Annotated in this window: 29 protein-coding genes; 21 read left to right on the top strand and 8 right to left on the bottom strand. The window is 71.1% G+C overall.

Annotated elements, in window-relative coordinates:
- Nucleotides 1–334 precede the first annotated feature (334 nt).
- The 4 genes from ybaK to AC31A1_RS19215 form a co-directional block, all read right to left on the bottom strand.
- Nucleotides 335–835: a Cys-tRNA(Pro) deacylase gene (gene ybaK, locus AC31A1_RS19230; RefSeq protein WP_489654473.1), complete on the bottom strand. Its 501-nt coding sequence runs from the start codon at nt 833–835 to the stop codon at nt 335–337.
- A 21-nt stretch (nt 836–856) separates the two neighbouring features.
- Entirely contained in the window at nt 857–1,600 is a 744-nt protein-coding gene (locus AC31A1_RS19225; RefSeq protein WP_489654472.1) for an LON peptidase substrate-binding domain-containing protein, read from the bottom strand.
- Between the two features lie 11 nt (nt 1,601–1,611).
- A complete protein-coding gene (locus AC31A1_RS19220; RefSeq protein WP_489654471.1) occupies nt 1,612–2,745 on the bottom strand; it encodes a hypothetical protein in 1,134 nt (377 codons plus the stop codon).
- A gap of 140 nt (nt 2,746–2,885) precedes the next feature.
- Complete coding sequence (locus AC31A1_RS19215) at nt 2,886–4,463, bottom strand: oxidoreductase (RefSeq protein WP_489654470.1); 1,578 nt, start codon at nt 4,461–4,463, stop codon at nt 2,886–2,888.
- Nucleotides 4,464–4,634: 171 nt separating this feature from the next.
- Here AC31A1_RS19215 and hisD point away from each other — a divergent pair, with 171 nt between their 5' ends.
- From hisD to AC31A1_RS19165, 10 genes are all read left to right on the top strand, one after another.
- Nucleotides 4,635–5,957, top strand: a complete 1,323-nt coding sequence (gene hisD / locus AC31A1_RS19210) for a histidinol dehydrogenase (protein WP_489654469.1) — start codon at nt 4,635–4,637, stop codon at nt 5,955–5,957.
- Entirely contained in the window at nt 5,954–7,063 is a 1,110-nt protein-coding gene (locus AC31A1_RS19205; protein ID WP_489654468.1) for a histidinol-phosphate transaminase, read from the top strand. Before hisD ends, AC31A1_RS19205 begins: the two co-directional genes overlap by 4 nt.
- Nucleotides 7,060–7,653, top strand: coding sequence for an imidazoleglycerol-phosphate dehydratase HisB (gene hisB / locus AC31A1_RS19200; RefSeq protein ID WP_393753096.1), 594 nt, complete (start codon nt 7,060–7,062; stop codon nt 7,651–7,653). The genes AC31A1_RS19205 and hisB overlap by 4 nt, the downstream gene beginning before the upstream one ends.
- The gene (locus tag AC31A1_RS19195) at nt 7,650–7,814 is read left to right on the top strand and encodes a hypothetical protein (protein WP_366432314.1); all 165 of its coding nucleotides are present in this window, start codon (nt 7,650–7,652) and stop codon (nt 7,812–7,814) included. The genes hisB and AC31A1_RS19195 overlap by 4 nt, the downstream gene beginning before the upstream one ends.
- Nucleotides 7,805–8,464, top strand: a complete 660-nt coding sequence (gene hisH, locus AC31A1_RS19190; protein WP_489654467.1) for an imidazole glycerol phosphate synthase subunit HisH — start codon at nt 7,805–7,807, stop codon at nt 8,462–8,464. Before AC31A1_RS19195 ends, hisH begins: the two co-directional genes overlap by 10 nt.
- Entirely contained in the window at nt 8,464–9,192 is a 729-nt protein-coding gene (gene priA, locus AC31A1_RS19185; protein ID WP_489654466.1) for a bifunctional 1-(5-phosphoribosyl)-5-((5-phosphoribosylamino)methylideneamino)imidazole-4-carboxamide isomerase/phosphoribosylanthranilate isomerase PriA, read from the top strand. The genes hisH and priA overlap by 1 nt, the downstream gene beginning before the upstream one ends.
- Nucleotides 9,189–9,599 (top strand): RidA family protein, encoded by a 411-nt coding sequence (locus AC31A1_RS19180; RefSeq protein WP_489654465.1) that lies wholly within the window; start codon nt 9,189–9,191, stop codon nt 9,597–9,599. Before priA ends, AC31A1_RS19180 begins: the two co-directional genes overlap by 4 nt.
- Nucleotides 9,596–10,351 (top strand): imidazole glycerol phosphate synthase subunit HisF, encoded by a 756-nt coding sequence (gene hisF, locus AC31A1_RS19175; RefSeq protein WP_318015751.1) that lies wholly within the window; start codon nt 9,596–9,598, stop codon nt 10,349–10,351. Before AC31A1_RS19180 ends, hisF begins: the two co-directional genes overlap by 4 nt.
- 123 nt (nt 10,352–10,474) lie before the next feature.
- On the top strand, nt 10,475–11,050 hold the full coding sequence (locus AC31A1_RS19170; RefSeq protein ID WP_393753092.1) for an ArsR/SmtB family transcription factor: 576 nt from the start codon (nt 10,475–10,477) through the stop codon (nt 11,048–11,050).
- Nucleotides 11,051–11,072: 22 nt separating this feature from the next.
- The gene (locus AC31A1_RS19165) at nt 11,073–12,323 is read left to right on the top strand and encodes an MFS transporter (protein WP_489654464.1); all 1,251 of its coding nucleotides are present in this window, start codon (nt 11,073–11,075) and stop codon (nt 12,321–12,323) included.
- A 24-nt stretch (nt 12,324–12,347) separates the two neighbouring features.
- Here the strand turns inward: AC31A1_RS19165 and AC31A1_RS19160 are convergent, their stop codons facing one another.
- Nucleotides 12,348–12,983: a TIGR03085 family metal-binding protein gene (locus tag AC31A1_RS19160; RefSeq protein WP_489654463.1), complete on the bottom strand. Its 636-nt coding sequence runs from the start codon at nt 12,981–12,983 to the stop codon at nt 12,348–12,350.
- 82 nt (nt 12,984–13,065) lie between these two features.
- On the opposite strand from AC31A1_RS19160, the gene hisI reads away from it, so the two are divergent.
- The 11 genes from hisI (at nt 13,066) to lgt (ending at nt 21,981) form a co-directional block, all read left to right on the top strand.
- Nucleotides 13,066–13,461, top strand: a complete 396-nt coding sequence (gene hisI, locus AC31A1_RS19155; RefSeq protein ID WP_489654462.1) for a phosphoribosyl-AMP cyclohydrolase — start codon at nt 13,066–13,068, stop codon at nt 13,459–13,461.
- Nucleotides 13,462–13,472: 11 nt separating this feature from the next.
- Nucleotides 13,473–14,951: an anthranilate synthase component I gene (locus tag AC31A1_RS19150; RefSeq protein WP_489654461.1), complete on the top strand. Its 1,479-nt coding sequence runs from the start codon at nt 13,473–13,475 to the stop codon at nt 14,949–14,951.
- 52 nt (nt 14,952–15,003) lie between these two features.
- Entirely contained in the window at nt 15,004–15,648 is a 645-nt protein-coding gene (locus AC31A1_RS19145) for a TIGR02234 family membrane protein (protein ID WP_489654460.1), read from the top strand.
- A gap of 234 nt (nt 15,649–15,882) precedes the next feature.
- Nucleotides 15,883–16,131: an HGxxPAAW family protein gene (locus AC31A1_RS19140; protein WP_033284522.1), complete on the top strand. Its 249-nt coding sequence runs from the start codon at nt 15,883–15,885 to the stop codon at nt 16,129–16,131.
- 104 nt (nt 16,132–16,235) lie between these two features.
- Nucleotides 16,236–16,691, top strand: a complete 456-nt coding sequence (locus tag AC31A1_RS19135) for a DUF2752 domain-containing protein (RefSeq protein ID WP_489654459.1) — start codon at nt 16,236–16,238, stop codon at nt 16,689–16,691.
- 126 nt (nt 16,692–16,817) lie between these two features.
- A complete protein-coding gene (gene trpC / locus AC31A1_RS19130) occupies nt 16,818–17,627 on the top strand; it encodes an indole-3-glycerol phosphate synthase TrpC (protein WP_019062275.1) in 810 nt (269 codons plus the stop codon).
- A gap of 22 nt (nt 17,628–17,649) precedes the next feature.
- Nucleotides 17,650–17,865: a tryptophan biosynthesis modulator TrpM gene (trpM, locus tag AC31A1_RS19125; RefSeq protein WP_489654458.1), complete on the top strand. Its 216-nt coding sequence runs from the start codon at nt 17,650–17,652 to the stop codon at nt 17,863–17,865.
- A 59-nt stretch (nt 17,866–17,924) separates the two neighbouring features.
- Complete coding sequence (gene trpB, locus AC31A1_RS19120) at nt 17,925–19,208, top strand: tryptophan synthase subunit beta (protein ID WP_489654457.1); 1,284 nt, start codon at nt 17,925–17,927, stop codon at nt 19,206–19,208.
- The gene (gene trpA / locus AC31A1_RS19115; RefSeq protein ID WP_489654456.1) at nt 19,205–20,020 is read left to right on the top strand and encodes a tryptophan synthase subunit alpha; all 816 of its coding nucleotides are present in this window, start codon (nt 19,205–19,207) and stop codon (nt 20,018–20,020) included. The genes trpB and trpA overlap by 4 nt, the downstream gene beginning before the upstream one ends.
- Before the next feature lie 112 nt (nt 20,021–20,132).
- Complete coding sequence (locus AC31A1_RS19110; protein WP_489654455.1) at nt 20,133–20,912, top strand: DsbA family protein; 780 nt, start codon at nt 20,133–20,135, stop codon at nt 20,910–20,912.
- Nucleotides 20,913–21,015: 103 nt separating this feature from the next.
- On the top strand, nt 21,016–21,981 hold the full coding sequence (gene lgt, locus AC31A1_RS19105; RefSeq protein WP_489654454.1) for a prolipoprotein diacylglyceryl transferase: 966 nt from the start codon (nt 21,016–21,018) through the stop codon (nt 21,979–21,981).
- Nucleotides 21,982–22,039: 58 nt separating this feature from the next.
- On the opposite strand, the gene AC31A1_RS19100 is transcribed toward lgt, so the two are convergent.
- The 3 genes from AC31A1_RS19100 to AC31A1_RS19090 form a co-directional block, all read right to left on the bottom strand.
- Nucleotides 22,040–22,852, bottom strand: coding sequence for an HpcH/HpaI aldolase/citrate lyase family protein (locus tag AC31A1_RS19100; protein ID WP_489654453.1), 813 nt, complete (start codon nt 22,850–22,852; stop codon nt 22,040–22,042).
- On the bottom strand, nt 22,849–24,051 hold the full coding sequence (locus AC31A1_RS19095; RefSeq protein ID WP_489654452.1) for a CaiB/BaiF CoA transferase family protein: 1,203 nt from the start codon (nt 24,049–24,051) through the stop codon (nt 22,849–22,851). Before AC31A1_RS19095 ends, AC31A1_RS19100 begins: the two co-directional genes overlap by 4 nt.
- Nucleotides 24,048–24,454 (bottom strand): PfkB family carbohydrate kinase (locus tag AC31A1_RS19090; protein WP_489654451.1); only part of this gene is annotated, 407 nt, incomplete at its 5' end. The genes AC31A1_RS19090 and AC31A1_RS19095, both read right to left, overlap by 4 nt.

The following is a 24,454-nucleotide window of genomic DNA, read 5'->3' as shown; positions in this document are numbered from 1 at the left end:
GTTCAGGCCGAAGCAGGGGTCTGGGGGCTCCGCCCCCAGACCCCTGCTTCGGCCTGAACGGCCTCGTCCTCAAACGCCGGACGGGCTGAATTACGCGGGCCTGTGTTGAGCGGTGCCGGACAGGCCGGATGTAGCCGGCCTGCGTTGAGAGGTCGCGTCCCAAGGAACGCCGGACAGGCTGGTTTGCCCGCCGGCCTTCAGAGAGGTGTCCGAAACGCCTACGCCGGCCGGCGCCCATGATTGGCCCGGTGCTTTCTGATGCGCCACTTTCGTTTCCGCGTTTTCTTCGACATGTCTCTTGTGCTTAACCCAGGACCGGGACGGCGTCGAGAGGTTACGCACGGCCGATGGGTGCCAGTACCGCATCCGTGAGGGTTTTCAGGTCCTCGGGGGAGAGTTCGACCTCCAGGCCGCGGCGGCCGGCCGAGACGCAGATGGTGGGGTGGGTGGTGGCCGAGGCGTCCAGGACTGTGCGGAGTTTTTTGCGCTGGCCCAGGGGGGAGATGCCGCCTCGGACGTAGCCCGTGGTGCGTTCGGCGAGGGTGGGGTCGGCCATCGTGGCGCGTTTGCCGCCTACCGCCGCGGCGAGGGCCTTCAGGTCCAGTTGGCCTGCCACCGGGACTACGGCCACGGTCAGGGTGCCGTCGACGTCCGCGAGCAAGGTCTTGAAGACGCGGTCCGGGGAGACACCCATCGCCTCGGCCGCCTCCTCGCCGTAGGAGGGGTGGGACGGGTCGTGGTCGTAGGCGTGGAGTTCGTACGGCACCCCCGCGGTCGTCAGGACGACCGTCGCGGGAGTGCCGCCCGACTGTTGTTGTTTTGGCTTCTTGGCCATCAGTTTGTCAGGTTTCCGGGGTCAGTTCAGGCTTGTCGGGCCTCGGGTCAGGTCCGATGCCGGCAGGGACGGCAGGTTGCGGATGATGGCCGTCTCGGAGCGGAGGAGTTTCAGTTCGTCGCGTAGGCGGGAGGCGGTGTCGGGGGCCTGGAGGAGGCGTTGTTTGGTCGCCGTGTCCAGCATCATCGCCGCCGCGACCAGGTACGAGACCACGGCCGGCTCGTCGGGGAGTTCGGCCTCGCCCGTGGACAGGGTGCGTTCGCGGGCGCCCGCCAGGCGTTTTTGGTATTGGCGGAACGCGCGTAGCACGCCCTCGGCAAGCGCGCCTGCCTCGTCGCCCTTCTCCTCGGGCAGTTCCTCCAGCTCGGCCGTCAGGAACGGGCCCGAGGCGTCCACGGAGAGCAGTCGCATGCGGGTCGTGCCTGTCGCCAGTACCTCGAAGCTGCCGTCGGCGCGCTCGCGGATCGTGGCCGCGTCGGCCACGCAGCCCACCGAGTGGAAGGCCTTGAGCGGGTCGGGGCCGAAGCCGGCCGCGGGGCCGCGTTCGGGCACGGCCGTCTGGTCGGGCATGCCCGGGGCGGTCGATGCCACCTCGTGGCCGTCGCGGATGGCCACGACGGCGAATCGGCGCGATTCCTCCTCAGGGGTCTTGAGCAGATCGCGCATCATGGCGCGATAGCGCTCCTCGAAAATGTTCAGAGGAAGCACGAGCCCCGGGAACAGAACCGAGTTCAGGGGGAAGAGCGGCAGCCGGACGGTGGTCACGGCGCAAAAGCCTAATGGTCGCCGGAGCGGGCACGTCCGCCGTGCTCACTCCGTGGATACCCGGGTGCGTCCTCGAAGGCCCACGGCTGCGTCGGGATCGCCCGCAGAGCCGGGGGAATCGGGCCGCCGAGGGGGATGTCCGAGGCCACTGCCATCCGTACGCCGTCCCGGATTTCGAGGAACTGGCCCAGCGGGTCGTCGGAGATCCGGTCCCAGGGGAACGACGTCGCGTACTGGCCGATCAGGCGGAGTTGGTCGAGAGCGTCCGTCCACCGTTCCAGGCGGATGAGGACGTATGTCAGGAGGTTGCGGACCTCTGCGGGCCACGGGTCGGCCGCCGCGTACGTGGCCGAGAGGGCTATGGCCAGGTCGGCCGCCGCGTCCAGGCGGGCGCGGGGCACCGTAGGAGCGCAGCCGTAGGTCAGGCAGGCGAAGGCCACGCGTACCGGCAGGGCCTGGACGAGCGAGCCGGGCAGGGCGTCCTGGGCGGCCGGTTCGGCGAAGTCGAAGCACTCGCGGTGGGAGCAGCGGGCGGTGTGGGGCGTGTCGCCCCACTGCGCGCAGCAGGCCGCCGACAGGTACTGGAGGGCCGCCACATGGCAGCCGTAGTGGTGCGGGGAGCGGCGGACCGCCTCGCCCCACAGCCGCTCGAACTCGGCGGGCCCGGCGTTCGTGCCCCGCGCCCGGTCCAGGGCGATGCGCCACGGCACCGGGTCGCGCGGCTCGGCCTCGGCCGCCGCCGTGATCAGCGGGCTCAGTTCACGGAGCAGTTCGGCGCGGGCCGGCGACTCCCAGCCGCGGTCCATCGCCAGCTGGGCCGTGAGGAGGAGCGCGTCCGGGTTCTGCGGGGCGGCCGCGCACCAGTCGTCCAGCCACTCGGGGCGGGAGCGGGCGAACGCGGCGAGCCGGCGGGTGTGGCGCTCGCGGTCCTCCCACTCGGCGGCCGCGCGCGTGGCGGCGAGCAGGTCGGAGGCGGGCCCGTACTCGCCGCGCCCGGCCGCGACCAGCGCGGGGCCGAGCCGGTCGTCGGGCGCGTCGAGGAGGACCTCGTCGTCGGTCGGCAGCCCGGCGGCGAGCCGCGAGGTGTTCCTTGCCATCCGGGCGGTGCGGATGAACGCGCGCAGCAGAGCCATGGTGTCGACCATTGAAAGACCGCCGATCCGGAGTGCGCCAGACCGTTTGAGTACCCGGCTGAAAGTTGTACGCGCCCCGGTCAAGGGCAAGTAAAAGGTGACTGTTGCTCAACTGTTCGGGTGCTGTGCCCGGGGCCCTTGCGGGCGGGTCGCTACCCGCGTCTGAGCAGCCGTGTGGCGCCCGCCGCGACCGTCGTCGCCAGGATCCACCCCAGCAGGATCAGCGCCACCGACAGCCACTGCCAGCCGCCGTGCAGCTGCCACTGGCCCGCCTGCCCCAGGTCGATCACCGGCAGCAGCAGGTCCAGCGCGAACAGGGCGGGGCTCCACGGCGGATGTCCGTTCCCGCTCACCGGCGCGTGGTCGGCGTGCGCGAAGGCCAGCGAGCTCGCCGCCCACAGCACCGCCATCCATACGGCGGCCCGGCCGGGCCGGTACCCGTAGGCGACCGCCCAGTCCTGCACGACCCCCCACACCTTCGCCGCGACCGGCAGGCTCTCCCGGCGCCGCCGCTGCTTGGCGAGCAGCACCTCGCGCGCGTCCTCGTCCTCACCGGCGTTGCGCAGCACGGTCGCGAGCCGCTCGTACGGCTCCGGGGCGTACTCGGGGGTCGCCGCCGCCACCCAGTCGAGGCGGGAGTCCAGCGGGAACGGGCCCTGCGGTACGAGGTTCTCGTACGCGAAGCCGCCCATGTGCAGGTTGCCCGGCCCTGGCCAACTGCTCGCCCGGTCAATGAGGTTGACGACCCGCGCCCCCGACAGCACCACCTTGCCGCGCTGCGGCCGCTCCCCGAGGAAGCGCAACTCGGGCGCCTGGATGCGCAGCAGCGACAGCTCCTGGTCTTCCGTGAAGGTGAACCGGGCCCGCTCCAGGTCCACCGCGTCCCCGAACCGCCCGTCGTCCAGCCGCACCCCGCCCTGGCACGAGAAACGCTGGATACGCGTCCCGCGCGCGGGAGTTGTACCGCTCAGCCAGGGGCCGCCGACACCGGCCGGGGTGAGGTACAGGGTGCGGCCGACGGTCAACTGGGGCGCGTTCAGGGCGAGTCGGGTGTACGGGTTGGCCAGCCGGGCGCCGCGCAGGCTCAGCGAGACGCCCACCTTGGCGCTGCGCAGGCTCAACTCGCCGTGTGATTCGAGGAGTTCGGCCTGCAGATCCTGGCCCACGGTCATGCCGTCGGCGGCGATCGAACGCCCGGTGCGGTCCCGGTAGACGATCGCCTGGTTCAGCAGCAGATCGGTGCCGATGTGCGCGTCGGTCAGCCGTACGCCGTTGTGGAAGCGGCAGCGGGGCAGATGCAGGTCACCCTCCGTGTGCACCCGCGCCGCCTCCAGTCGCGGCACCGAGCAGTCCACCAGCCGTACGGTCTGGAAGCGGGCCTCCGGCAGCAGCACCTCCCGCTCGAAACGGCAGCCCTTCAGCTCGACGTACGGCGTGACGCTGCCGCCCGCCAGGTCCAGGACGCCGCTGATCTGCACTCCGGTGAGTTTCAGGGAGGCCACCCGGCCCGACAGCGCGGGCGGTCCGTCGAGGAGCAGCCAGCACACGAACCGTGCCCGTACGGTCCGCTCGGGGCCCCACGGATGTCCGCCGTGCGGATCGTCGACGACGGTGTCGCCGCTGCTCAGGTCGTACACGCTGCCGTTACGGAAGGCCTGCCACATACCGGCCTCGGCGGCGGTCGCATCGTCCGGCACATCCCCCGCGCGGATGCCGGCACTCTCGGTCACTGCTCTTTCATCCCTCTCAACTACTCACGGGTTTCGCACAGCTGTTCATGCCCGCTGAGTAACCCCCGGAACACTAGACGTGAAGGGGATCTTCCAGGTTCCGGCCACGTTCTGTATCAGCCATTGATATGCGTGAGCGGCGCCCGATCTCAGTCTGAGAGAATTGGCCCCGTGATCTCCCGAATCGATCTGCGCGGCGACGCCCTCCCCGAGGGACCCGCCCTGCGCGACCTGCTGCCCCGAGCCGACTTCGACGTCTCGGCCGCCCTGGAGAAGGTGCGGCCGATCTGCGAGGCCGTGCATCATCGGGGCGACGCGGCGCTGATCGACTTCGCCGAGAAGTTCGACGGCGTACGCCTGGAGCAGGTACGGGTCCCGGCACAGGCGCTCAGCGACGCGCTGGAGCGGCTCGACCCGGACGTGCGCGCGGCCCTGGAGGAGTCCATCCGGCGCGCCCGGCTCGTCCACCGCGAGCAGCGCCGTACGACCCACACCACGCAGGTCGTGCCCGGCGGTTCGGTCACCGAGAAGTGGGTGCCGGTCGACCGGGTGGGGCTGTACGCGCCCGGCGGGCGGTCCGTGTACCCGTCGTCCGTGATCATGAACGTCGTCCCGGCCCAGGAGGCCGGCGTCGGGTCCGTCGCGCTCGCCTCGCCTCCGCAGGCGGACTTCGGCGGTCTGCCGCACCCGACGATCCTCGCCGCCTGCGCACTGCTCGGCGTCGACGAGGTCTACGCCGTCGGTGGCGCCCAGGCCGTCGCGATGTTCGCCCACGGCACCGAGTCCTGCGCCCCGGCCAACATGGTCACCGGCCCCGGCAACATCTGGGTCGCAGCCGCCAAGCGCTACTTCACCGGCAAGATCGGCATCGACACCGAGGCCGGCCCGACCGAGATCGCGGTCCTCGCCGACGACACCGCCGACCCGGTGCACGTCGCCGCCGACCTGATCAGCCAGGCCGAGCACGACCCGCTCGCCGCGGCCGTCCTGGTCACGGACTCCGTGACGCTCGCGGACGCCGTCGAGAAGGAACTCGAACCGCAGGTCGCGGCCACCAAGCACATCGAGGACCGGATCGCCCCGGCACTGGCCGGCCGGCAGTCCGCGATCGTCCTCGTCGACGGCATCGACGAGGGGTTGCGGGTCGTGGACGCTTACGGTGCCGAGCACCTGGAGATCCAGACGGCGGATGCCGCTGCGGTCGCCGACCGGGTGCGGAACGCCGGCGCGATCTTCGTCGGACCCTGGGCGCCCGTCTCCCTCGGCGACTACGCGGCCGGCTCCAACCACGTGCTGCCGACCGGGGGTTGCGCCTGCCACTCCTCCGGCCTGTCCGTGCAGTCCTTCCTGCGCGGCATCCACATCGTCGACTACACGAAGGACGCGCTGGCGGACGTGGCGCATCACGTGGTGACGCTGGCGGAGGCGGAGGACCTGCCCGCACATGGCGCGGCGGTCAAGGCAAGGTTCGGTTGGAAGGTGCCCGGCAAGTGAGCTTCGGAATCGACGATCTTCCGGTACGGGACGAGCTGCGCGGCAAGTCCCCTTACGGCGCGCCCCAGTTGGACGTGCCCGTACGGCTGAACACCAACGAGAACCCCTACCCGCTGCCCGAGGCGCTGGTCGAGCGCATCGCCGAGCGCGTCCGCGAGGCCGCCCGCGATCTCAACCGCTACCCCGACCGGGACGCCGTGGAGCTGCGCACCGAGCTGGCCAACTACCTCACGAAGACCGGGAGTTACCGCGTCGGCGTCGAGAACGTGTGGGCGGCCAACGGCTCCAACGAGGTCATCCAGCAGCTGCTGCAGACCTTCGGCGGACCCGGCCGTACGGCGATCGGCTTCGAGCCGTCGTACTCGATGCACGCGCTCATCGCGCGCGGCACGGGGACCGGTTGGATCTCCGGTCCGCGCAACGAGGACTTCACGATCGATCTCGCCGCCGCCGAGCGGTGGATCGCCGAGAACAAGCCCGACGTCGTGTTCGTCACGACCCCCAACAACCCCACGGGCAACGCGGTTCCGCCCGAGACCGTCGTCGCGCTGTACGACGCCGCGCAGGCCGCCAAGCCGTCGATGGTGATCGTCGACGAGGCGTACATCGAGTTCAGCCACGGCGACTCGCTGCTGCCGCTGCTCGAAGGTCGGCCGAATCTCGTCGTCTCGCGGACGATGTCGAAGGCCTTCGGGGCGGCGGGGCTCCGCCTCGGCTATCTCGCCGCGCACCCGGCGGTCGTCGACGCCGTCCAACTCGTACGGCTGCCCTACCACTTGTCCGCCGTCACCCAGGCGACCGCGCTGGCCGCCCTGGAGCACACCGACACGCTGCTGGGGTATGTCGAGCAGCTGAAGTCCGAACGGGACCGGCTGGTGGGCGAGTTGAGGGCCCTCGGGTGTGAAGTCGTCGAGTCCGACGCGAACTTCGTGCAGTTCGGGCGGTTCGCGGACTCGCACACCGCCTGGCAGGAGATCCTCGACCAGGGCGTCCTGGTCAGGGACAACGGCATCCCGGGGTGGCTGCGGGTCTCCGCCGGAACCCCCGAAGAGAACGACGCGTTCCTCGACGCGGTCCGTGAGTTGATGAAGGAGCAGAGCACATGAACCGCGTAGGACGGGTGGAGCGGGCGACCAAGGAGACGTCGGTCCTCGTCGAGATCGATCTCGACGGGCACGGCAAGGTCGACGTGTCGACAGGAGTCGGCTTCTACGACCACATGCTCGACCAACTCGGCCGGCACGGTCTGTTCGATCTCACGGTGAAGACCGAGGGCGATCTGCACATCGACTCGCACCACACCATCGAGGACACCGCCCTCGCCCTCGGCGCCGCCTTCAAGCAGGCGCTCGGCGACAAGGTGGGGATCTACCGGTTCGGCAACTGCACGGTCCCGCTGGACGAGTCCCTCGCGCAGGTGACCGTCGACCTGTCCGGCCGCCCGTATCTCGTGCACACCGAGCCCGAGAAGATGGCGCCGATGATCGGCGAGTACGACACGACGATGACCCGGCACATCCTGGAGTCCTTCGTCGCCCAGGCCCAGATCGCGCTTCATGTGCACGTGCCGTACGGGCGCAACGCGCACCACATCGTGGAGTGCCAGTTCAAGGCGCTCGCCCGCGCCCTGCGGTACGCCTCCGAGCGCGACCCGCGCGCGGCCGGCATCCTCCCTTCCACGAAGGGCGCGCTGTGACCGGCCTCTCCAGCCTCCTGATCGTCGTCGGACTCTTCCTCCTCGGCGGGGTCTACTCCTTCGTCAAGCAGAAGATGCCGGCGAGCCTCATCGTGCTGGTCTCCATCGGCGCGGGGATGTGTCTGGTCGCGGGGGTCATGCGGTTGGCGGTGTGGAATTGAGCGCGGCGAAGAACGCGTCGAAGAAGGTCGTCGTCTTCGACTACGGCTTCGGGAACGTCCGGTCCGCCGAGCGCGCCCTCGCGCGCACCGGTGCCGAGGTCGAGATAACGCGTGACTACGACAAGGCCATGAACGCGGACGGCCTGCTGGTGCCGGGTGTCGGCGCCTTCGCCGCCTGTATGCAGGGACTGAAGGAGGCGCGCGGCGACTGGATCGTCGGGCGTCGGCTGGCCGGCGGGCGCCCGGTGATGGGCATCTGCGTCGGCATGCAGATCCTGTTCGCGCGGGGCATCGAGCACGGCGTGGAGACCGAGGGCCTGGACGAGTGGCCCGGCTCGGTCGAGCCGTTGCAGGCCGAGATCGTGCCCCACATGGGCTGGAACACCGTGGACACCCCGGCGGGCTCCCAGCTCTTCGCCGGGCTCGACGCGGACGCGCGCTTCTACTTCGTGCACTCCTACGCCGTCCACGACTGGACCCTCGAAGTCGTGAACCCGGCGATGCGCGCCCCCCTGGTGACCTGGTCGACGCACGGCAAGCCCTTCGTGGCCGCCGTGGAGAACGGCGCCCTGTGGGCCACGCAGTTCCACCCCGAGAAGTCCGGCGACGCCGGAGCGCAGCTGCTGAACAACTGGATCGGAACCCTCTGATGCCTTCGAAGCTCGAACTCCTCCCCGCCGTGGACGTCCGCGACGGCCAGGCCGTCCGCCTCGTGCACGGCGAGTCCGGGACCGAGACCTCCTACGGCTCCCCCCTGGAGGCCGCCCTCGCCTGGCAGCGCTCCGGCGCCGAGTGGCTGCACCTCGTCGACCTGGACGCCGCGTTCGGCACCGGCGACAACCGCAAGCTCATCGCCGAGGTCGCCGGCGCCATGGACATCAAGGTCGAGCTGTCCGGCGGCATCCGCGACGACGACACCCTCGCCGCCGCCCTCGCCACCGGCTGCACCCGGGTGAACCTCGGCACCGCCGCGCTGGAGACCCCGGAGTGGGTCGCCAAGGTCATCGCCCAGCACGGCGACAAGATCGCGGTCGGCCTCGACGTACGCGGCACGACCCTGCGCGGACGCGGCTGGACCCGCGACGGCGGCGACCTCTACGAGACGCTGGACCGCCTCAACTCCGAGGGCTGCGCGCGGTACGTGGTCACCGACATCGCCAAGGACGGCACCCTCCAGGGCCCCAACCTGGAGCTGCTGCGCAACGTCTGCGCGGCGACCGACCGCCCGGTGGTGGCCTCCGGTGGTGTGTCGTCGCTCGACGACCTCCGTGCCATCTCCGAGCTGGTCCCGCTCGGTGTCGAGGGCTCCATCGTCGGGAAGGCCCTGTACGCGAAGGCGTTCACCCTGGAAGAGGCCCTGGAGGCGGTGGCCCGGTGACCGAGCTACGACGCGTGTCGACCGACGCGCCCTGGGAGGACGCCTTCGGCTACTCCCGCGCGGTGGAGCTGCCCAACGGCCTGGTGCTGGTCTCCGGGTGCACATCGATAGTGGACGGCGAGATCGCCGGGGGCGGTCCCTACGAGCAGACGGTCAACGCGTTCAACGTCGCGTTCTCGGCGCTGGAGCAACTGGGTCTCGGCCCCGCTGATGTGGTGCGCACCCGTATGTACATCACCCACGCCCGGGACGTTGAGGACGTGGGCCGCGCACACAAGGAACTCTTCGACGCGATCCGGCCCGCCGCCTCGATGATCATCGTGTCCGGCTTCGTCGACCCGAGCCTGGTCGTCGAGGTCGAGGTGGAGGCGTACCGCTCCGGCGGGGACACCGGGGGGTCCGCATGACCTTGGCCGTACGAGTCATCCCCTGCCTGGACGTGGACAACGGCCGGGTCGTCAAGGGCGTCAACTTCCAGAACCTGCGCGACGCGGGCGACCCCGTCGAGATGGCCAAGGTCTACGACGCCGAGGGCGCCGACGAGTTGACCTTCCTGGACATCACCGCGTCCTCCGGCAACCGCGAGACGACGTACGACGTGGTCCGCCGCACCGCCGAGCAGGTCTTCATCCCGCTCACGGTCGGCGGCGGCGTCCGCACGGCCGAGGACGTGGACAAGCTGCTGCGCGCGGGCGCGGACAAGGTCGGCGTCAACACGGCGGCGATCACGCGGCCGGAGCTGATCCGGGAGATCGCGGAGCGGTTCGGCCGGCAGGTGCTGGTGCTGTCCGTGGACGCGCGCCGTACGGACTCGGGTTCCTTCGAGGTCACCACTCACGGCGGCCGCAAGGGCACCGGCATCGACGCCGTCGAATGGGCGCACCGGGCCGCCGAGTTGGGGGCGGGGGAGATCCTGCTCAACTCGATGGACGCGGACGGCACGAAGGACGGCTACGACCTGGAGATGATCGCGGCGGTACGCAAGCACGTGACCGTGCCGGTCATCGCCTCCGGGGGCGCGGGCAAGCTCGCGGACTTTCCGCCGGCGGTGGCGGCGGGGGCGGACGCGGTGCTGGCGGCCTCTGTCTTCCACTTCGGGGATCTGCGGATCGGCGAGGTGAAGCAGGCGTTGCGGGAGGCGGGTCACCCCGTGAGGTGATGCTCTGAGACGTGTTGTAAGCCCCGGTTGCCTGGCGACCGGGGCTTACTTGTGGGCAGATGCGAAAGGAAAGTTGCGCAAAAAATATTGCGCAACTTTCCTTTCGCATCTACGGTGGCGTACATGACAGCCAAAGGAAGCCGTCCCATCACCGACGTGGGCACGCTCAAAGCCCTCGCTCATCCGCTCCGAATGCAGCTGTACCGAGGTCTGTGCGTGGCGGAGAAGGCAACGGCCTCCCAGCTCGCCGAGCAGGTCGACGAGGCTGTCTCGTTGGTCAGTTACCACCTGCGCAAGCTCGCCGAGCACGGGCTGATCGAAGAGGCCGCACCGCAGAGCGCGGACGGACGGGAGCGGTGGTGGCAGCCCTCCTCGGAGGGCGTGAGCATCCGCGACAAGGACTTCCGGGACGCACCGGAGAAGGCGGCCGCGCACCTCGCGGCAACCCGTCTCTTCCACGAGCAGCGCACCGACATGTACCGCCGCTACCTCGACGAGCGCCTCACCTGGGGCCCCGAATGGAACGCCGCGGCACCCGACAGCGAGTCCCTCTTCCGGCTGAACCCGGCCGAACTGAACGAACTCCGCGAGGAGTTGGTCGCCCTGGTGCGGAAGTACGACGAGAAGAGCCGGTCCGGCGACGCCGAAGGGCGCGAGAACGTCGCCATCCACGTGTACGGCTTCCCGTTCCGTGTCTGAGCCCAGGAGAGGACGAACTCCCGTGACCGCCACACTCATAGCCCCCGGCACGACCACCGGCAGACCCGCCCACCGCGACCCCAACGTCCTGCGCTGGCTCGGTGCGTACACGGCGTCCATGGTCGGCGACAGCGTGTACTACATCGCCCTGTCCTGGGCCGCCGTGCAGGCCGGTTCGCCCACCCAGGCGGGGGTCGTGATGGCGGCCAGCGCGGTGCCGCGGGCCCTGTTGATGCTCGGCGGGGGAGTCGTCGCCGACCGGTTCGGGCCGCGCAGGGTGGTCATCGGGAGTGACGCGGTGCGCTGCGCGGCGGTGCTGGCCGTGGCCGCGCTGCTCTTCCTGACGAGCCCGGGACTGTGGCCGCTGGCGCTGCTCGCCGTGGTGTTCGGGACGGTCGACGCGGTGTTCATGCCGGCGGTGGGCGCACTCCCCGCGCGCGTGACGAGCCGCGACCAACTCGCGCGCGTGCAGGGCATGCGGGGACTCGGCATCCGCTTCGCGAGCATCGTCGGCGCCCCGCTCGGCGGCCTGGGCGTGGCGATCGGCGGCGCGGCGGCGGCGTTCGCGTTCGCCGGGCTGCTGATCGCGGTGTCGGTGCCGCTGCTGATCTCCGTACGGATGCGGGAACTGCGGACGGACGACAAGGCCGACGACCGGCCGGCATCCCCTCTCGGCGACCTCCGGGCCGGCCTGCGCTACATCCGCGGCCACCGCGTCCTCGCCCCGCTGATGCTGGCCATCGCGCTCGGCGACCTCGGTTTCGTGGGCCCGCTCAACGTGGGCCTGACCCTGCTGGCGGACGAGCGCGGGTGGGGCGCGTCCGGCATGGGCTGGGTGCTCTCAGGCTTCGGAACCGGTGCAGGGGCCGCCGCGCTGCTGCTGACCGTACGGGGGCGGCTGCCGCACGCCGGACGGATCGCCGGCTGGTCGATCATCGCCGGTTCCGTCGCGATCGGTGCCCTCGCCTACGTCCCGGGCGTCGTCGCGGCCGTCGGCATCGCCCTGCTCATCGGGGTGCTCGCCGGTCTCAGCGGGGCGATGTGCGGAGCCCTGCTGCAGACCCAGACCGACCCGGCCTACCTCGGCCGCGTCACCGCCGTGTCCGGCCTGGTCAGCCTCGGCTTCGCCCCGCTGAGCATGCCGCTGTCGGCCGCCGCGATCGGCGCCTGGGGCACGGGCCCGGTGTTCGTGGTCAGCGCGGTGGTCTGCGGTCTCGGCGGGGTCATCGCGCTGTGCGTCCGCGACCTGCGCCGGGCCGAACTGCCCGGCTGACCCGGCCAGTCGACGACCGCGGGCTCAGATCCCCAGCTGCTTGGCCTCCTGGAGCTTGGCGATCGCGTTCTCGTCGCCGTCCAGTTCCACCTTGGCCGCGCTCTGCCGCCCGTGTGCGAACAGCAGCAGCTCCGAGGGCTCACCGGTGACCGTCACGACCGGCGCCCCCTTGTGAGCGACCGCCGTCTGGCCGTCCGGGCGGCGCAGTACAAGCCCGGTCGGCGCGGTGCGGCCCACCAGCCGGGCCATGCGCTCAAGGCGCGACCACAGGGCGTCCTGGAACACCGGGTCCAGCTCACGCGGAGTCCACTCCGGCTGAGCCCGCCGTACGTCCTCCGTGTGGACGTAGAACTCGACCGTGTTGGACGCCTCGTCGAGCTGCTTGAGCTGGAAGGGCGAGAAGCGCGGCGGGCCCGTACGGATGAGCTGGACCAGCTCCTCGTACGGCTTCGCCGCGAACTCCGTCATCACCCGCTCCAGCCGCGGTGCGAGCTGCTTGATCATGATGCCGCCGGCGGCGTCGGCACGGCGCTCGCGCACCACCACGTGCGCGGCGAGGTCACGGGTCCGCCACCCCTCGCAGAGAGTCGGGGCGTCCGGACCCGCGGTCTCCAGGAGATCGGCGAGAAGAAGTCGTTCACGCTTGGCGAAGGTCGACATACCGTCAGCCTACGACCGCCCGTCCGGTCCGCACAGTGGACGCCCGGCCGGGACTGTCAGTGCGGCGCGGCACAATGGCCCCATGACCAGCACGCCCCAGCCCAGCAGCCTCGATCCCGAGATCGCCGCCCGCCTCAAGCGCAGCGCCGACGGGCTCGTCCCCGCGATCGCCCAGCAGTACGACACCGGTGAGGTGCTCATGCTCGGCTGGATGGACGACGAGGCGCTGCATCGCACCCTGACGACGGGCCGCTGCACGTACTGGTCCCGCAGCCGCCGCGAGTACTGGGTGAAGGGCGACACCTCCGGCCACTTCCAGCACGTGAAGTCCGTCGCCCTGGACTGCGACGCCGACACGGTCCTCGTGAAGGTCGACCAGGTCGGCGCCGCCTGCCACACCGGCGCCCGCACCTGCTTCGACGCCGACGTGCTCCTCAAGGACGGCGCCGACTCCAGTGCCGCCGCCTCGGATCAGTAGGGTCAGCCGCCATGGACCTTGAGACGTTCCGCAAGCTGGCCACCGACCGTCGCGTCATCCCGGTCACCCGCAAGCTCCTCGCCGACGGCGACACCCCGGTCGCGCTCTACCGCAAACTCGCCGCGGAGCGCCCCGGCACCTTCCTCCTGGAGTCCGCGGAGAACGGCCGCTCCTGGTCCCGATATTCGTTCGTGGGTGTGCGAAGTGCCGCCACCCTGACAGCCCGCGAGGGCCAGGCCCACTGGCTCGGCACCCCGCCCGTCGGCGTCCCGGTCGACGGCGACCCGCTCGCCGCCCTGCGCGCCACCATCGAGACCCTGCACACCCCCCACCAGGAGGGCCTGCCGCCCTTCACCGGCGGCATGGTCGGCTATCTCGGCTACGACATCGTCCGCCGCCTGGAGAAGATCGGCCCGGGCGAGCGCGACGACCTCGAACTCCCCGAGCTGACCATGCTCCTCACCAGCGACCTCGCCGTGATGGACCACTGGGAGGGCTCGGTCCTGCTGATCGCCAACGCGATCAACCACAACGACCTCGACACCGGCGTCGACGAGGCCCACGCGGACGCGATCGCCCGCCTCGACGCCATGGAGGCGGATCTCTCCCGCGCGGTGGCCCAGCCGCCCGCCCAGCTCCCGCCCTCCGAGCTCCCCGAGTACACCGCGCTGTGGGGCGGCCCCGACTTCAAGGAGGCCGTCGAGGACATCAAGGAGCGCATCCGCGCGGGCGAGGCCTTCCAGGTCGTCCCCTCGCAGCGCTTCGAAACACCGTGCACGGCAAGCGCGTTGGACGTGTACCGGGTGCTGCGGGCGACCAACCCGTCGCCGTACATGTACCTGTTCCGCTTCGACGGCTTCGACGTCGTGGGCTCCTCGCCGGAGGCCCTCGTCAAGGTCGAGGACGGCCGCGCGATGGTCCACCCGATCGCCGGCACCCGGCACCGCGGGGCGACCCCGCAGGAGGACCAGGCCCTCGCCGACGAACTCCTCGCCGACCCCAAGGAGCGCGCCGAACACCTCATGCTGGTCGACCTCGGGCGTAACGATTTGGGCAGGGTCTGCGAGCCCGGCTCGGTCGAGGTCGTCGACTTCATGTCCGTCGAGCGGTACTCCCACGTGATGCACATCGTCTCGACGGTGACCGGCCGCGTGGCGCCCGGCCGTACCGCCTTCGACGTCCTCACGGCCTGCTTCCCGGCCGGCACCCTCTCGGGCGCGCCCAAGCCCCGCGCGATGCAGATCATCGACGAACTGGAGCCGTCCAGAAGGGGGTTGTACGGCGGCTGCGTCGGCTACCTCGACTTCGCGGGCGACTCCGACACCGCCATCGCCATCCGTACGGCCCTGCTCCGCGACGGCACGGCCTACGTCCAGGCGGGCGCCGGAATCGTCGCCGACTCGGACCCCGAGATGGAGGACCAGGAGTGCCGCAACAAGGCGGCGGCGGTCCTCCGCGCCGTGCACACGGCGAACCGGCTCGGGCAATAGGACGAGGGTCATATGAACCCCGGGTGACGGTTCGCCCGGGGTTCGAGCGATAGTGGACTACGTGACTGCTGCTGTTCCACACCCCCGTTCCGAAGGCGAAGGCCCCGCCGCGCGCGCCAGCCGCCGTAGCCTCGCCGTGGCCCTGCTGAGCGGTGCACTCGGCGCGGCCGTGGCGCTGCTGGCCACCCGTCAGCGCTGGTCGATGGGGACCGCGACGGTGGCCGGCGACGCGTTCCCGCTGTCCGCCAAGGGAAGCGACGTCACGGGTGTGCCCGCGGCGCTCGCCATAGTGGGCCTCGCCGCGCTCGTCGCCGTCTTCGCCGTCCGCAGGACGGGCCGCTTCGCGGTCTCCGCCCTCCTCGCGCTCTCCGGCGCGGGTATCGTCGCCGCGGCCCTCCTCGGTGCCACCGACAGCTCCGCGCTCGACGACAAGGCCGCGCAGGCCTCCGGCGACACCTCGTCGGTCGTCCACGCCTTCGACCACACCGCCTGGCCGTACGTCGCCGCGGTCGGCGGCGGGCTGATCCTGCTGGCCGGCCTCCTCGCCCTGCTCTACGGCCGCCGCTGGCCTGCCATGTCCGGGCGCTACGAACGCAACGGCGCGGCGCGCCCCCGGCGGGCTCCTGTGGTTGACCCCGATCGCCCTGAGGACATCTGGAAGGCCCTTGACCGCGGCGAGGACCCCACCGGCGCGTAGCGCTCCGCTGGGGGAGCGAGGAAACGTCCGTCGTCGGTCGGGTGCGGCTGCGTCGTGGCTGGTCGCGCAGTTCCCCGCGCCCCTTTGGGGCGCTGGTGGCACCGCAGCGGACATCCCGCGGCCCACTCAGCGCGCCGCGCGCGGGGCCACCCCGGGGCACCGCATCCGCACGCGTGCGGAACAATGAACCGCGAGCGTCTGCTCACACACGTACACAGCAACGAGGAGCACGTCATGGCGGGCAACAGCCACGGTCACACTTTGGCCGCCTGGACCGGTACCACCATCATCTTCATCGGGTTCTTGGTCGCGGGCGCCTTCATGGTGATGGCGCAGCCGGCCGGCTTCTGGGCCGGAATGGGGATCACGGTCGTCGGCGGCATCGTCGGCTGGGTCATGAGCGCGATGGGAATGGGCATGCCCAAGGACCGTCCCCAGGACCTGACCGAGCTGCTCGGCAAGACGGCGCACGCCGACAGCTGAGACGTGGCTGTCAGCCACCACTTCGTGGAGGGGCGGCCCTGGTGCACCGGCACCGGGAACCGCCCCTCACGCGCGCGTGCCGCACGAAAGGGCCAGGGGGCACAATGCGAGACGTGAACGCCGACAGCCAGAGCATGCCGCAGACGCGCGCCCCCGGTACCGCCCCCGTGCTGAACCGCGTCGCCGTGCCCGCGGCCGTCCTCGCGACCGTCGCCGGAGCCTTCGCCTACGTCGGCGCGGTCGACCCGAACCAGCCGGGCCACTACCCCGTCTGCCCCCTGTACCGCTTCACCGGCCTGTACTGCCCCGGCTGCGGGGGTCTGCGCAGCGCGCACGAGTTCATCCACGGGGACTTCCTGGCGGCGCTCCAGGACAACGCGATCGCCGTGGTGGGCTATCTGGCCTTCGCGGTCGTATGGACCGTCTGGGTGGTCCGTGCGGCGCGCGGCCGGCCCGCGCGGATCGAGCTCGGCCGGGTCCAGCTGTGGGGCCTGGGCGCGTTGGTGCTGGTCTTCACTGTTGTCCGGAACCTGCCGTTCGGTGGCTGGCTACATCCTTGATCAACCGGCACATGTCCAGGTAGTGGGACCGGCGTCAACCGGATGCGAGGCCTACGCCTTCCTCCGGATACCATCGAGGTCAGATGTGACCATGGCTTTTCCACCGTCCGGAAGGGGGCCGCTCGCGTGAGTGTGCTCGACGAGATCATCGACGGAGTCCGTGCCGACCTGGCGGAACGGCAGGCGCGCGTCAGCCTCGACGAGCTCAAGGAGCGCGCGGCGAAGGCTCCCGCGGCCAAGGACGGCGTCGCAGCCCTGCGCGGCGACGGCGTCAAGGTCATCTGCGAGGTCAAGCGCTCCAGCCCCTCCAAGGGCGCGCTGGCCGCGATCGCCGACCCGGCGGGCCTCGCCGCCGACTACGAGGCGGGCGGCGCCGCCGTCATCTCCGTCCTCACCGAACAGCGCCGCTTCGGCGGCTCGCTGGCCGACCTGGAGGCCGTCCGCGCCCGCGTGGACATCCCGGTCCTCCGCAAGGACTTCATCGTCACGTCGTACCAGCTGTGGGAGGCCCGGGCCTACGGCGCCGACCTCGCCCTGCTGATCGTCGCGGCCCTGGACCAGCCCGCCCTGGAGTCCCTCATCGAGCGCGCCGAGTCGATCGGCCTCACCCCGATCGTCGAGGTCCACGACGAGGACGAGGTCGACCGCGCGGTCGACGCGGGCGCCAAGATCATCGGCGTCAACGCCCGCAACCTCAAGACCCTTGAGGTCGACCGCGGCACCTTCGAGCGCGTCGCCCCCGAGATCCCGGCGCACATCGTCAAGATCGCCGAGTCCGGCGTCCGCGGCCCGCACGACCTCATCGCCTACGCCAACGCAGGCGCCGACGCGGTCCTGGTGGGCGAGTCCCTGGTCACCGGCCGCGACCCCAAGTCGGCGGTCTCCGACCTGGTGGCGGCAGGCGAACACCCCGCACTGCGCCACGGCCGCAGCTGATCGACCGGTAGGGTTTCCTCCGATGACGCTCACACTGACACCCACGGACCGGTACGCCCGCCTCGCGCGCGGCTGCCGCCCCCGTGGTTGCCGTGCGCCCGCACGCCGGGTACACGGCCGCAGAGTGCGGTACGTCATCGGAGACGAACCCGGGCAAGTGAACGGCATGCGATGGCAGCAGGCTTTTAGGGGCGCGGGGAACTGCGCGACCAGCCACGACGGTCCCGCAGCCATCTGAACAACCCCCGCCCCCACGGCGATTAGTGCATTTCCACAAACTCACCGTGAGGTTTCCGCATGCCCAGCGAGTTCTTCATCCCAGACCCCGACGGTCAAATCCCCAGCGCCGATGGCTACTTCGGCGCGTTCGGCGGCAAGTTCATCCCGGAGGCCCTCGTCGCCGCCGTGGACGAGGTCGCCGTAGAGTACGAAAAGGCCAAGTACGACCCGGAGTTCGCCCGCGAGCTGGACGACCTGCTCGTCAACTACACCGGCAGGCCGAGCGCGTTCACCGAGGTTCCCCGCTTCGCCGCGGAGGCGGGTGGCGCCCGGATCTTCCTCAAGCGTGAGGACCTGAACCACACCGGTTCGCACAAGATCAACAACGTCCTCGGCCAGGCCCTGCTCACCAAGCGCATGGGCAAGACCAGGGTCATCGCGGAGACCGGCGCCGGTCAGCACGGTGTCGCGACGGCCACCGCCTGCGCGCTGTTCGGTCTCGAATGCACCATCTACATGGGCGAGATCGACACCCGGCGCCAGGCGCTGAACGTGGCCCGGATGCGCATGCTCGGCGCCGAGGTCATCGCCGTGAAGTCCGGCAGCCGCACCCTCAAGGACGCGATCAACGAGGCGTTCCGCGACTGGGTCGCCAACGTCGACCGCACGCACTACCTCTTCGGTACGGTCGCCGGCCCGCACCCCTTCCCGGCCATGGTCCGCGACTTCCACCGCGTGATCGGCGTCGAGGCCCGCCGCCAGATTCTGGAGCGCGCCGGACGCCTCCCCGACGCGGCCATCGCCTGCGTCGGCGGCGGTTCGAACGCCATCGGCCTCTTCCACGCCTTCATCCCGGACGCGGACGTACGCCTCATCGGCTGCGAGCCCGCCGGACACGGCGTCGAGACGGGCGAGCACGCGGCCACCCTCACCGCGGGCGAGCCCGGCATCCTGCACGGTTCGCGGTCCTACGTCCTCCAGGACGAGGAGGGCCAGATCACCGAGCCGTACTCGATCTCGGCCGGTCTCGACTACCCGGGCATCGGCCCCGAGCACTCCTACCTCAAGGACAGCGGACGCGGCGAGTACCGCGCGATCACCGACGACGCGGCCATGCAGGCCCTGCGCCTGCTGTCGCGCACCGAGGGCATCATCCCGGCGATTGAGAGCGCCCACGCCTTGGCGGGCGCGCTGGAGGTCGGCAAGGAGCTGGGCAAGGACGGGCTGATCGTCGTCAACCTGTCCGGCCGCGGCGACAAGGACATGGACACGGCCGCGCGGTACTTCGGCCTGTACGACACCGATGCCGAGGTCGCGGCGAACACCGCCGACGTCGCGGAGATCGAGGGGGACGCCAAGTGAGCGGCAACATCCGGCTGTTGAGCGACACCCTCGCCGCCGCGAAGGCCGAGGGACGGGCCGCGCTCATCGCCTATCTCCCGGCCGGGTTCCCGACCGTGGACGGCGGCATCGAGGCGATCAAGGCGGCCTTCGACGGCGGCGCGGACGTCGTCGAGGTGGGCCTGCCGCACAGCGACCCCGTCCTCGACGGTCCCGTCATCCAGACCGCCGACGACATCGCCCTGCGCGGCGGCGTCAAGATCGCGGACGTCATGCGCACGGTCCGCGAGACCCACGCGGCGACCGGCAAGCCGGTGCTCGTCATGACGTACTGGAACCCGATCGACCGCTACGGAGTCGAGCGCTTCACCGCCGAACTGGCCGAGGCGGGCGGCGCCGGGTGCATCCTGCCCGACCTGCCCGTGCAGGAGGCGGGGCTCTGGAGGGAGCACGCGGAGAAGCACGGGCTCGCCACGGTCTTCGTGGTCGCGCCCAGCAGCAAGGACGCCCGCCTCGCCGAGATCACCAAGGTCGGCACCGGCTTCGTCTACGCCGCCTCCCTGATGGGCGTCACCGGCACCCGCGCGTCGGTGGGCGCGCAGGCGCAGGACCTCGTCGAACGCACCCGGGCCACCACCGACACGCCCGTGTGTGTCGGGCTCGGTGTCTCGAACGCCCAGCAGGCCGCCGAGGTGGCCCGCTTCGCGGACGGCGTGATCGTCGGCTCCGCCTTCGTCAAGGGGATGCTGGACGCGCCGGACGACGCGGCCGGCGTCGAGGCGGTCCGCGTGCTCGCGGGCGAGCTGGCGAAGGGCGTGCGCGGACAGGCGTAACAGAAAGCCGGGCGTCACAGAGCAACCGGCATAACAGAACAACTGGTCCCTCGTATGGGTGGACCTGGGACCGGGGAGGCGCGCTGCGCCTCCCCGGTTCGTTCTGCGGGGTGTGAGCGAGAAGAACCGTGACGGAAAGCGCACCGCCCGCGAGCGGCTGGCGGCAGAGCGTGAGAAGCAGAAGTCCGCGGAGCGGCGGCGGCGCACGCTGATCGTGGCCGCGAGCGTCGTCTGCGTGCTGGGTCTGGCGACGGTGGTCGGCGTCCTCGCCGCGAACCACGGCAAGGACGACAGCGGCAGCGGCAAGGCGGGCCCGGTCGTGGCGCCCTCCGGGGCGACCGGCAAGGACAGCCTGGCGATCCAGGTCGGCAAGGACAGCGCCAAGCCGACGCTCACGGTGTGGGAGGACTTCCGCTGCCCGGCCTGCCAGGCCTTCGAGACGGCGTACCGCTCGACACTCCACGAGCTCACCGACTCCGGGCAGCTCAAGGTGCAGTACCACCTGGTCACGATCATCGACGGCAACCTCGGCGGCACGGGCTCCAAGCGCGCGGCCAACGCGGCGGCCTGCGCCCAGGACGCCGGAAAGTTCCGCGACTTCCACGACGTGCTGTACGAGAACCAGCCCAAGGAGACGGACGACGCGTACTCCAGCAACGCCAAGCTGATCGAGCTGGCGGGCAAGGTGAAGGGTCTCGACACGCCCGCCTTCCAGAAGTGCGTCAACAGCGGTACGCACGACAGCTGGGTCACGAAGTCCGCCGCCGCGTTCCAGGCCGGCGGATTCACCGGCACCCCGACCGTCCTCTTCGACGGCAAGAACATCTACGCGGACCAGACGATGACCCCGGCGAAGCTGAAGCAGCTGGTCCAGGCGGCGAACAAGGGGTGACAAGGGGTAAGCGGGCGGGTCGGTTTTCATACCGGCCCGTTATGGAGCCGTAGCCGGGCCGCTTGCCGAGGTCGCGGTCTGGCACGGTAGCGTCGACCCTGCCATGGAACTTGCCTACATTCCCAGCCCGTCGCGCGGGGTCTACCACCTCGGCCCCATTCCGCTGCGCGGCTACGCGTTCTGCATCATCATCGGCGTCTTCGTCGCCGTCTGGCTCGGCAACAAACGCTGGGTCGCCCGCGGCGGCAAGGTCGGGACGGTGGCCGACATCGCTGTCTGGGCCGTGCCGTTCGGCCTCGTCGGCGGTCGCCTCTACCACGTGATCACGGACTACGAGCTGTACTTCAGCGAGGGCCGCGACTGGGTGGACGCCTTCAAGGTGTGGCAGGGCGGCCTCGGCATCTGGGGCGCGATCGCGCTCGGCGCGGTGGGCGCGTGGATCGGCTGCCGCCGCCGTGGCATCCCGCTGCCGGCCTGGGCCGACGCGCTGGCCCCCGGCATCGCCTTCGCCCAGGCCATCGGCCGCTGGGGCAACTGGTTCAACCAGGAGCTGTACGGCCGCGAGACGCACCTCCCCTGGGCGCTGCACATCACGTCCTCGACGGACGGCCGCGTCCCCGGCTACTACCACCCGACCTTCCTGTACGAGTCGCTGTGGTGCGTCGGCGTCGGCTTCCTCGTCATCTGGGCCGACCGCCGCTTCAAGCTGGGCCACGGCCGGGCGTTCGCGCTGTACGTCGCCGCGTACTGTGTCGGCCGCGGCTGGATCGAGTACATGCGCGTCGACGACGCCCACCACTTCCTGGGCCTGCGGTTGAACGACTGGACCGCGATGATCGTCTTCCTGCTCGCGGTCCTCTACTTCGTGATCTCGGCGAAGAAGCGCCCGGGCCGCGAAGAGGTCGTCGAACCGGATGTCTCCGACGGCGGAACCGACGGCGACAGCGAGCCGACGCCGAAGGAGGACCCGAAGGCTGAGGTGGACGCCGAGACTTCGGAGACGACGGAAACCGGGGCCGAGACCGAGGACGTGAAGGAAGACGAGCCCGAGTCGGCGAAGAAGAGCTGACGGCTGGTTCTACGACGACGAGGGCGCCCTGTGACCGACAGGGCGCCCTCGTCGCATGTCAGGTCCGGCGCGCCAGCGCCAGCGTGCGCTGCGCAGCCGCCACCACCGCCGCGTCGATGAACTGCCCGCTGGGCAGCGCCTGGGCGCCCTCCTCCCGCATGGCTGCCTTGACGATGGTCTCGGCCTGTTCGATCTCCTCGTTCGTCGGGAGGAACGCGCTCTCGATGACCGGGAGTTGACGGGGGTGGATCGCCGCGCGGCCCAGGAAACCGAGGGCGCGGCCGTGCGCGCAGGAGGCCGCCAGGCCCTCCAGGTCGCGGATGTCCGGGTGGACGGACTGGGGCGGCGGGGCCAGTCCCGCGGCCCGGGCGGCGACGATCACCCGGGAACGGGACCAGTCCAGGCCCGCGTCGTCGCGTACGCCCAGGTCGGCCCGTAGATCCGCCTCGCCGAGCGCGATGCCGTGCACGGAGGAGTGCGCGGCGGCGATGGAGAAGGCCCGCTCGATTCCGAGGGCTGTCTCCAGGAGGGCGTACAGGGGGAGGTCGCGGGCCTTTTCCGCCACGGTTACGACGTCCTCAGCGGACGTGACCTTCGGGAGCCGTAGGCCGGACACGCCCGGGAGGGGCGCGAGGGTGCGGAGGTCGTCGGCCGCCCAGGGGGTGTCCAGGGCGTTCACGCGTACGTGGACGTCGAGTCGGGGCTCGGAGAGGAGTTCCGCCGTGGCCGCGCGGGCGTAGTCCTTGCGGTCCGGGGCGACCGCGTCCTCCAGGTCGACGACGACCACGTCGGCGCCGGCGGCGAGGGCCTTGGCGACGATCGGGGGGCGGTCGCCGGGGACGTAGAGCCAGGTCAGGGGGTGCGGGGTCACAGGGCGCCCGCCTGGCGGAGAGCGGTCAACTCGGGGTCGGTCAGGCCGAGTTCGGTCAGGACCGTGTCCGTGTCGGCGCCGTGGGGGCGGCCGGTCCAGCGGATCGCGCCGGGGGTGGCGGAGAGGCGGAAGAGGACGTTCTGCATGCGGAGGGGGCCGAGTTCGGGGTCGTCGACGGTGGTGATCGTGTCGAGGGCCTGGTACTGCGGGTCCTCCATGACGTCCCGTACGTCCTGGATGGGGGCGACCGCCGCCTCCGCCTTCTCGAACGCGGCCAGCACTTCGGTGCGGGTGCGTTGCGCGATCCAGTCGCCGACCGCCGCGTCCAGGACGTCGGCGTGCCGGGCCCGGTCCGCGCCCGTCGCGAACCACGGTTCGTCGATCAGTTCCGGGCGGCCGACCAGGCGCATCACGCGCTCGGCGATCGACTGGGCCGAGGTGGAGACGGCGACCCAACTGCCGTCCGCCGTGCGGTAGGTGTTGCGCGGGGCGTTGTTCTGGGAGCGGTTGCCGGTGCGGGGCTGGACGTGGCCGAGCTGGTCGTACCAGAGGGGCTGGGGGCCCAGCGCGGTGAGGATCGGTTCGATGATCGCCATGTCGACGACCTGGCCCTCGCCCGTGCGGTCGCGGGCGGCGAGGGCCGTCATCACCGCGTAGGCCGTCGCCAGGCCCGCGATCGAGTCGGCGAGGCCGAACGGTGGGAGCGTCGGGGGCGCGTCCGGTTCGCCGGTGATCGCCGCGAAGCCGCTCATCGCCTCGGCGAGGGTGCCGAAGCCGGGGCGGTGGGCGTAGGGCCCGAACTGGCCGAAGGCGGTGACCCGGGCGAGCACCAACTTCGGGTTGGCGGTGGAGAGTTCGGCCCAGCCCAGGTCCCATTTCTCCAGGGTGCCGGGGCGGAAGTTCTCGATGATCACGTCGGCGGTGGCGGCGAGGCGGAGGAGGGTGTCGCGCCCGCCCGGTTTCGACAGGTCGAGGGTGATGGCGCGCTTGTTGCGGCCGAGGAGTTTCCACCACAGGCCGATGCCGTCCTTCGAGGGGCCGTGGCCCCGGGACGGGTCGGGCTTGGTCGGGTGCTCGACCTTGATGATCTCGGCACCGAAGTCGCCGAGCATGGTGGCGGCGAGGGGACCGGCGAAGAGCGTCGCGAGATCGAGAACGCGCAGGCCCGACAGGGGAGTTGTGGTCGTCGTCTCGGTCATGACGCGTACTGCTTGTCGATCTCCGCGCGGTACGGCATCGACGCCGTCGCCCCGGGCCGCCGCACGGACAGCGCCGCCGCCGCTGCCGCCCAGGCCAGCGCGTCGCGCATCGGGCGGCCCTCGGCGAGCGCCACCGCCAGCGCGCCGACGAAGGTGTCGCCGGCGCCGGTCGAGTCCACGGCGGTCACTCGGGGCGCGGGAACGGTGAACGGCTCGGCGCCCCGGGCCGCGTACAGGCTGCCCGCCGCGCCCAGGGTGACGATCACCTCGGGCACCTGGTCGAGCAGGGCCGCCGCCGCCTCGCGCGGGTCGGTGCGGCCGGTGAGGGCGGTGGCCTCGTGCTCGTTGGGGACCAACAGGTCTACGGCGGCGAGGAGTTCGGGAGGGAGGGGTTGCGCGGGGG

Source organism: Streptomyces sp. P5F9 (assembly GCF_057961495.1).
This window is presented reverse-complemented; position numbering and strand designations above follow the sequence as displayed.

Coding starts and splice junctions, on each gene's coding strand:
- ybaK (WP_489654473.1), bottom strand. CDS start 835: ATGGCCAAGAAGCCAAAACAACAACAGTCGGGCGGCACTCCCGCGACG.
- AC31A1_RS19220 (WP_489654471.1), bottom strand. CDS start 2,745: ATGGTCGACACCATGGCTCTGCTGCGCGCGTTCATCCGCACCGCCCGG.
- hisB (WP_393753096.1), top strand. CDS start 7,060: ATGAACCGCGTAGGACGGGTGGAGCGGGCGACCAAGGAGACGTCGGTC.
- priA (WP_489654466.1), top strand. CDS start 8,464: ATGCCTTCGAAGCTCGAACTCCTCCCCGCCGTGGACGTCCGCGACGGC.
- hisF (WP_318015751.1), top strand. CDS start 9,596: ATGACCTTGGCCGTACGAGTCATCCCCTGCCTGGACGTGGACAACGGC.
- AC31A1_RS19170 (WP_393753092.1), top strand. CDS start 10,475: ATGACAGCCAAAGGAAGCCGTCCCATCACCGACGTGGGCACGCTCAAA.
- AC31A1_RS19160 (WP_489654463.1), bottom strand. CDS start 12,983: ATGTCGACCTTCGCCAAGCGTGAACGACTTCTTCTCGCCGATCTCCTG.
- hisI (WP_489654462.1), top strand. CDS start 13,066: ATGACCAGCACGCCCCAGCCCAGCAGCCTCGATCCCGAGATCGCCGCC.
- AC31A1_RS19150 (WP_489654461.1), top strand. CDS start 13,473: ATGGACCTTGAGACGTTCCGCAAGCTGGCCACCGACCGTCGCGTCATC.
- AC31A1_RS19140 (WP_033284522.1), top strand. CDS start 15,883: ATGGCGGGCAACAGCCACGGTCACACTTTGGCCGCCTGGACCGGTACC.
- AC31A1_RS19135 (WP_489654459.1), top strand. CDS start 16,236: ATGCGAGACGTGAACGCCGACAGCCAGAGCATGCCGCAGACGCGCGCC.
- trpM (WP_489654458.1), top strand. CDS start 17,650: ATGACGCTCACACTGACACCCACGGACCGGTACGCCCGCCTCGCGCGC.
- trpB (WP_489654457.1), top strand. CDS start 17,925: ATGCCCAGCGAGTTCTTCATCCCAGACCCCGACGGTCAAATCCCCAGC.
- lgt (WP_489654454.1), top strand. CDS start 21,016: ATGGAACTTGCCTACATTCCCAGCCCGTCGCGCGGGGTCTACCACCTC.
- AC31A1_RS19095 (WP_489654452.1), bottom strand. CDS start 24,051: ATGACCGAGACGACGACCACAACTCCCCTGTCGGGCCTGCGCGTTCTC.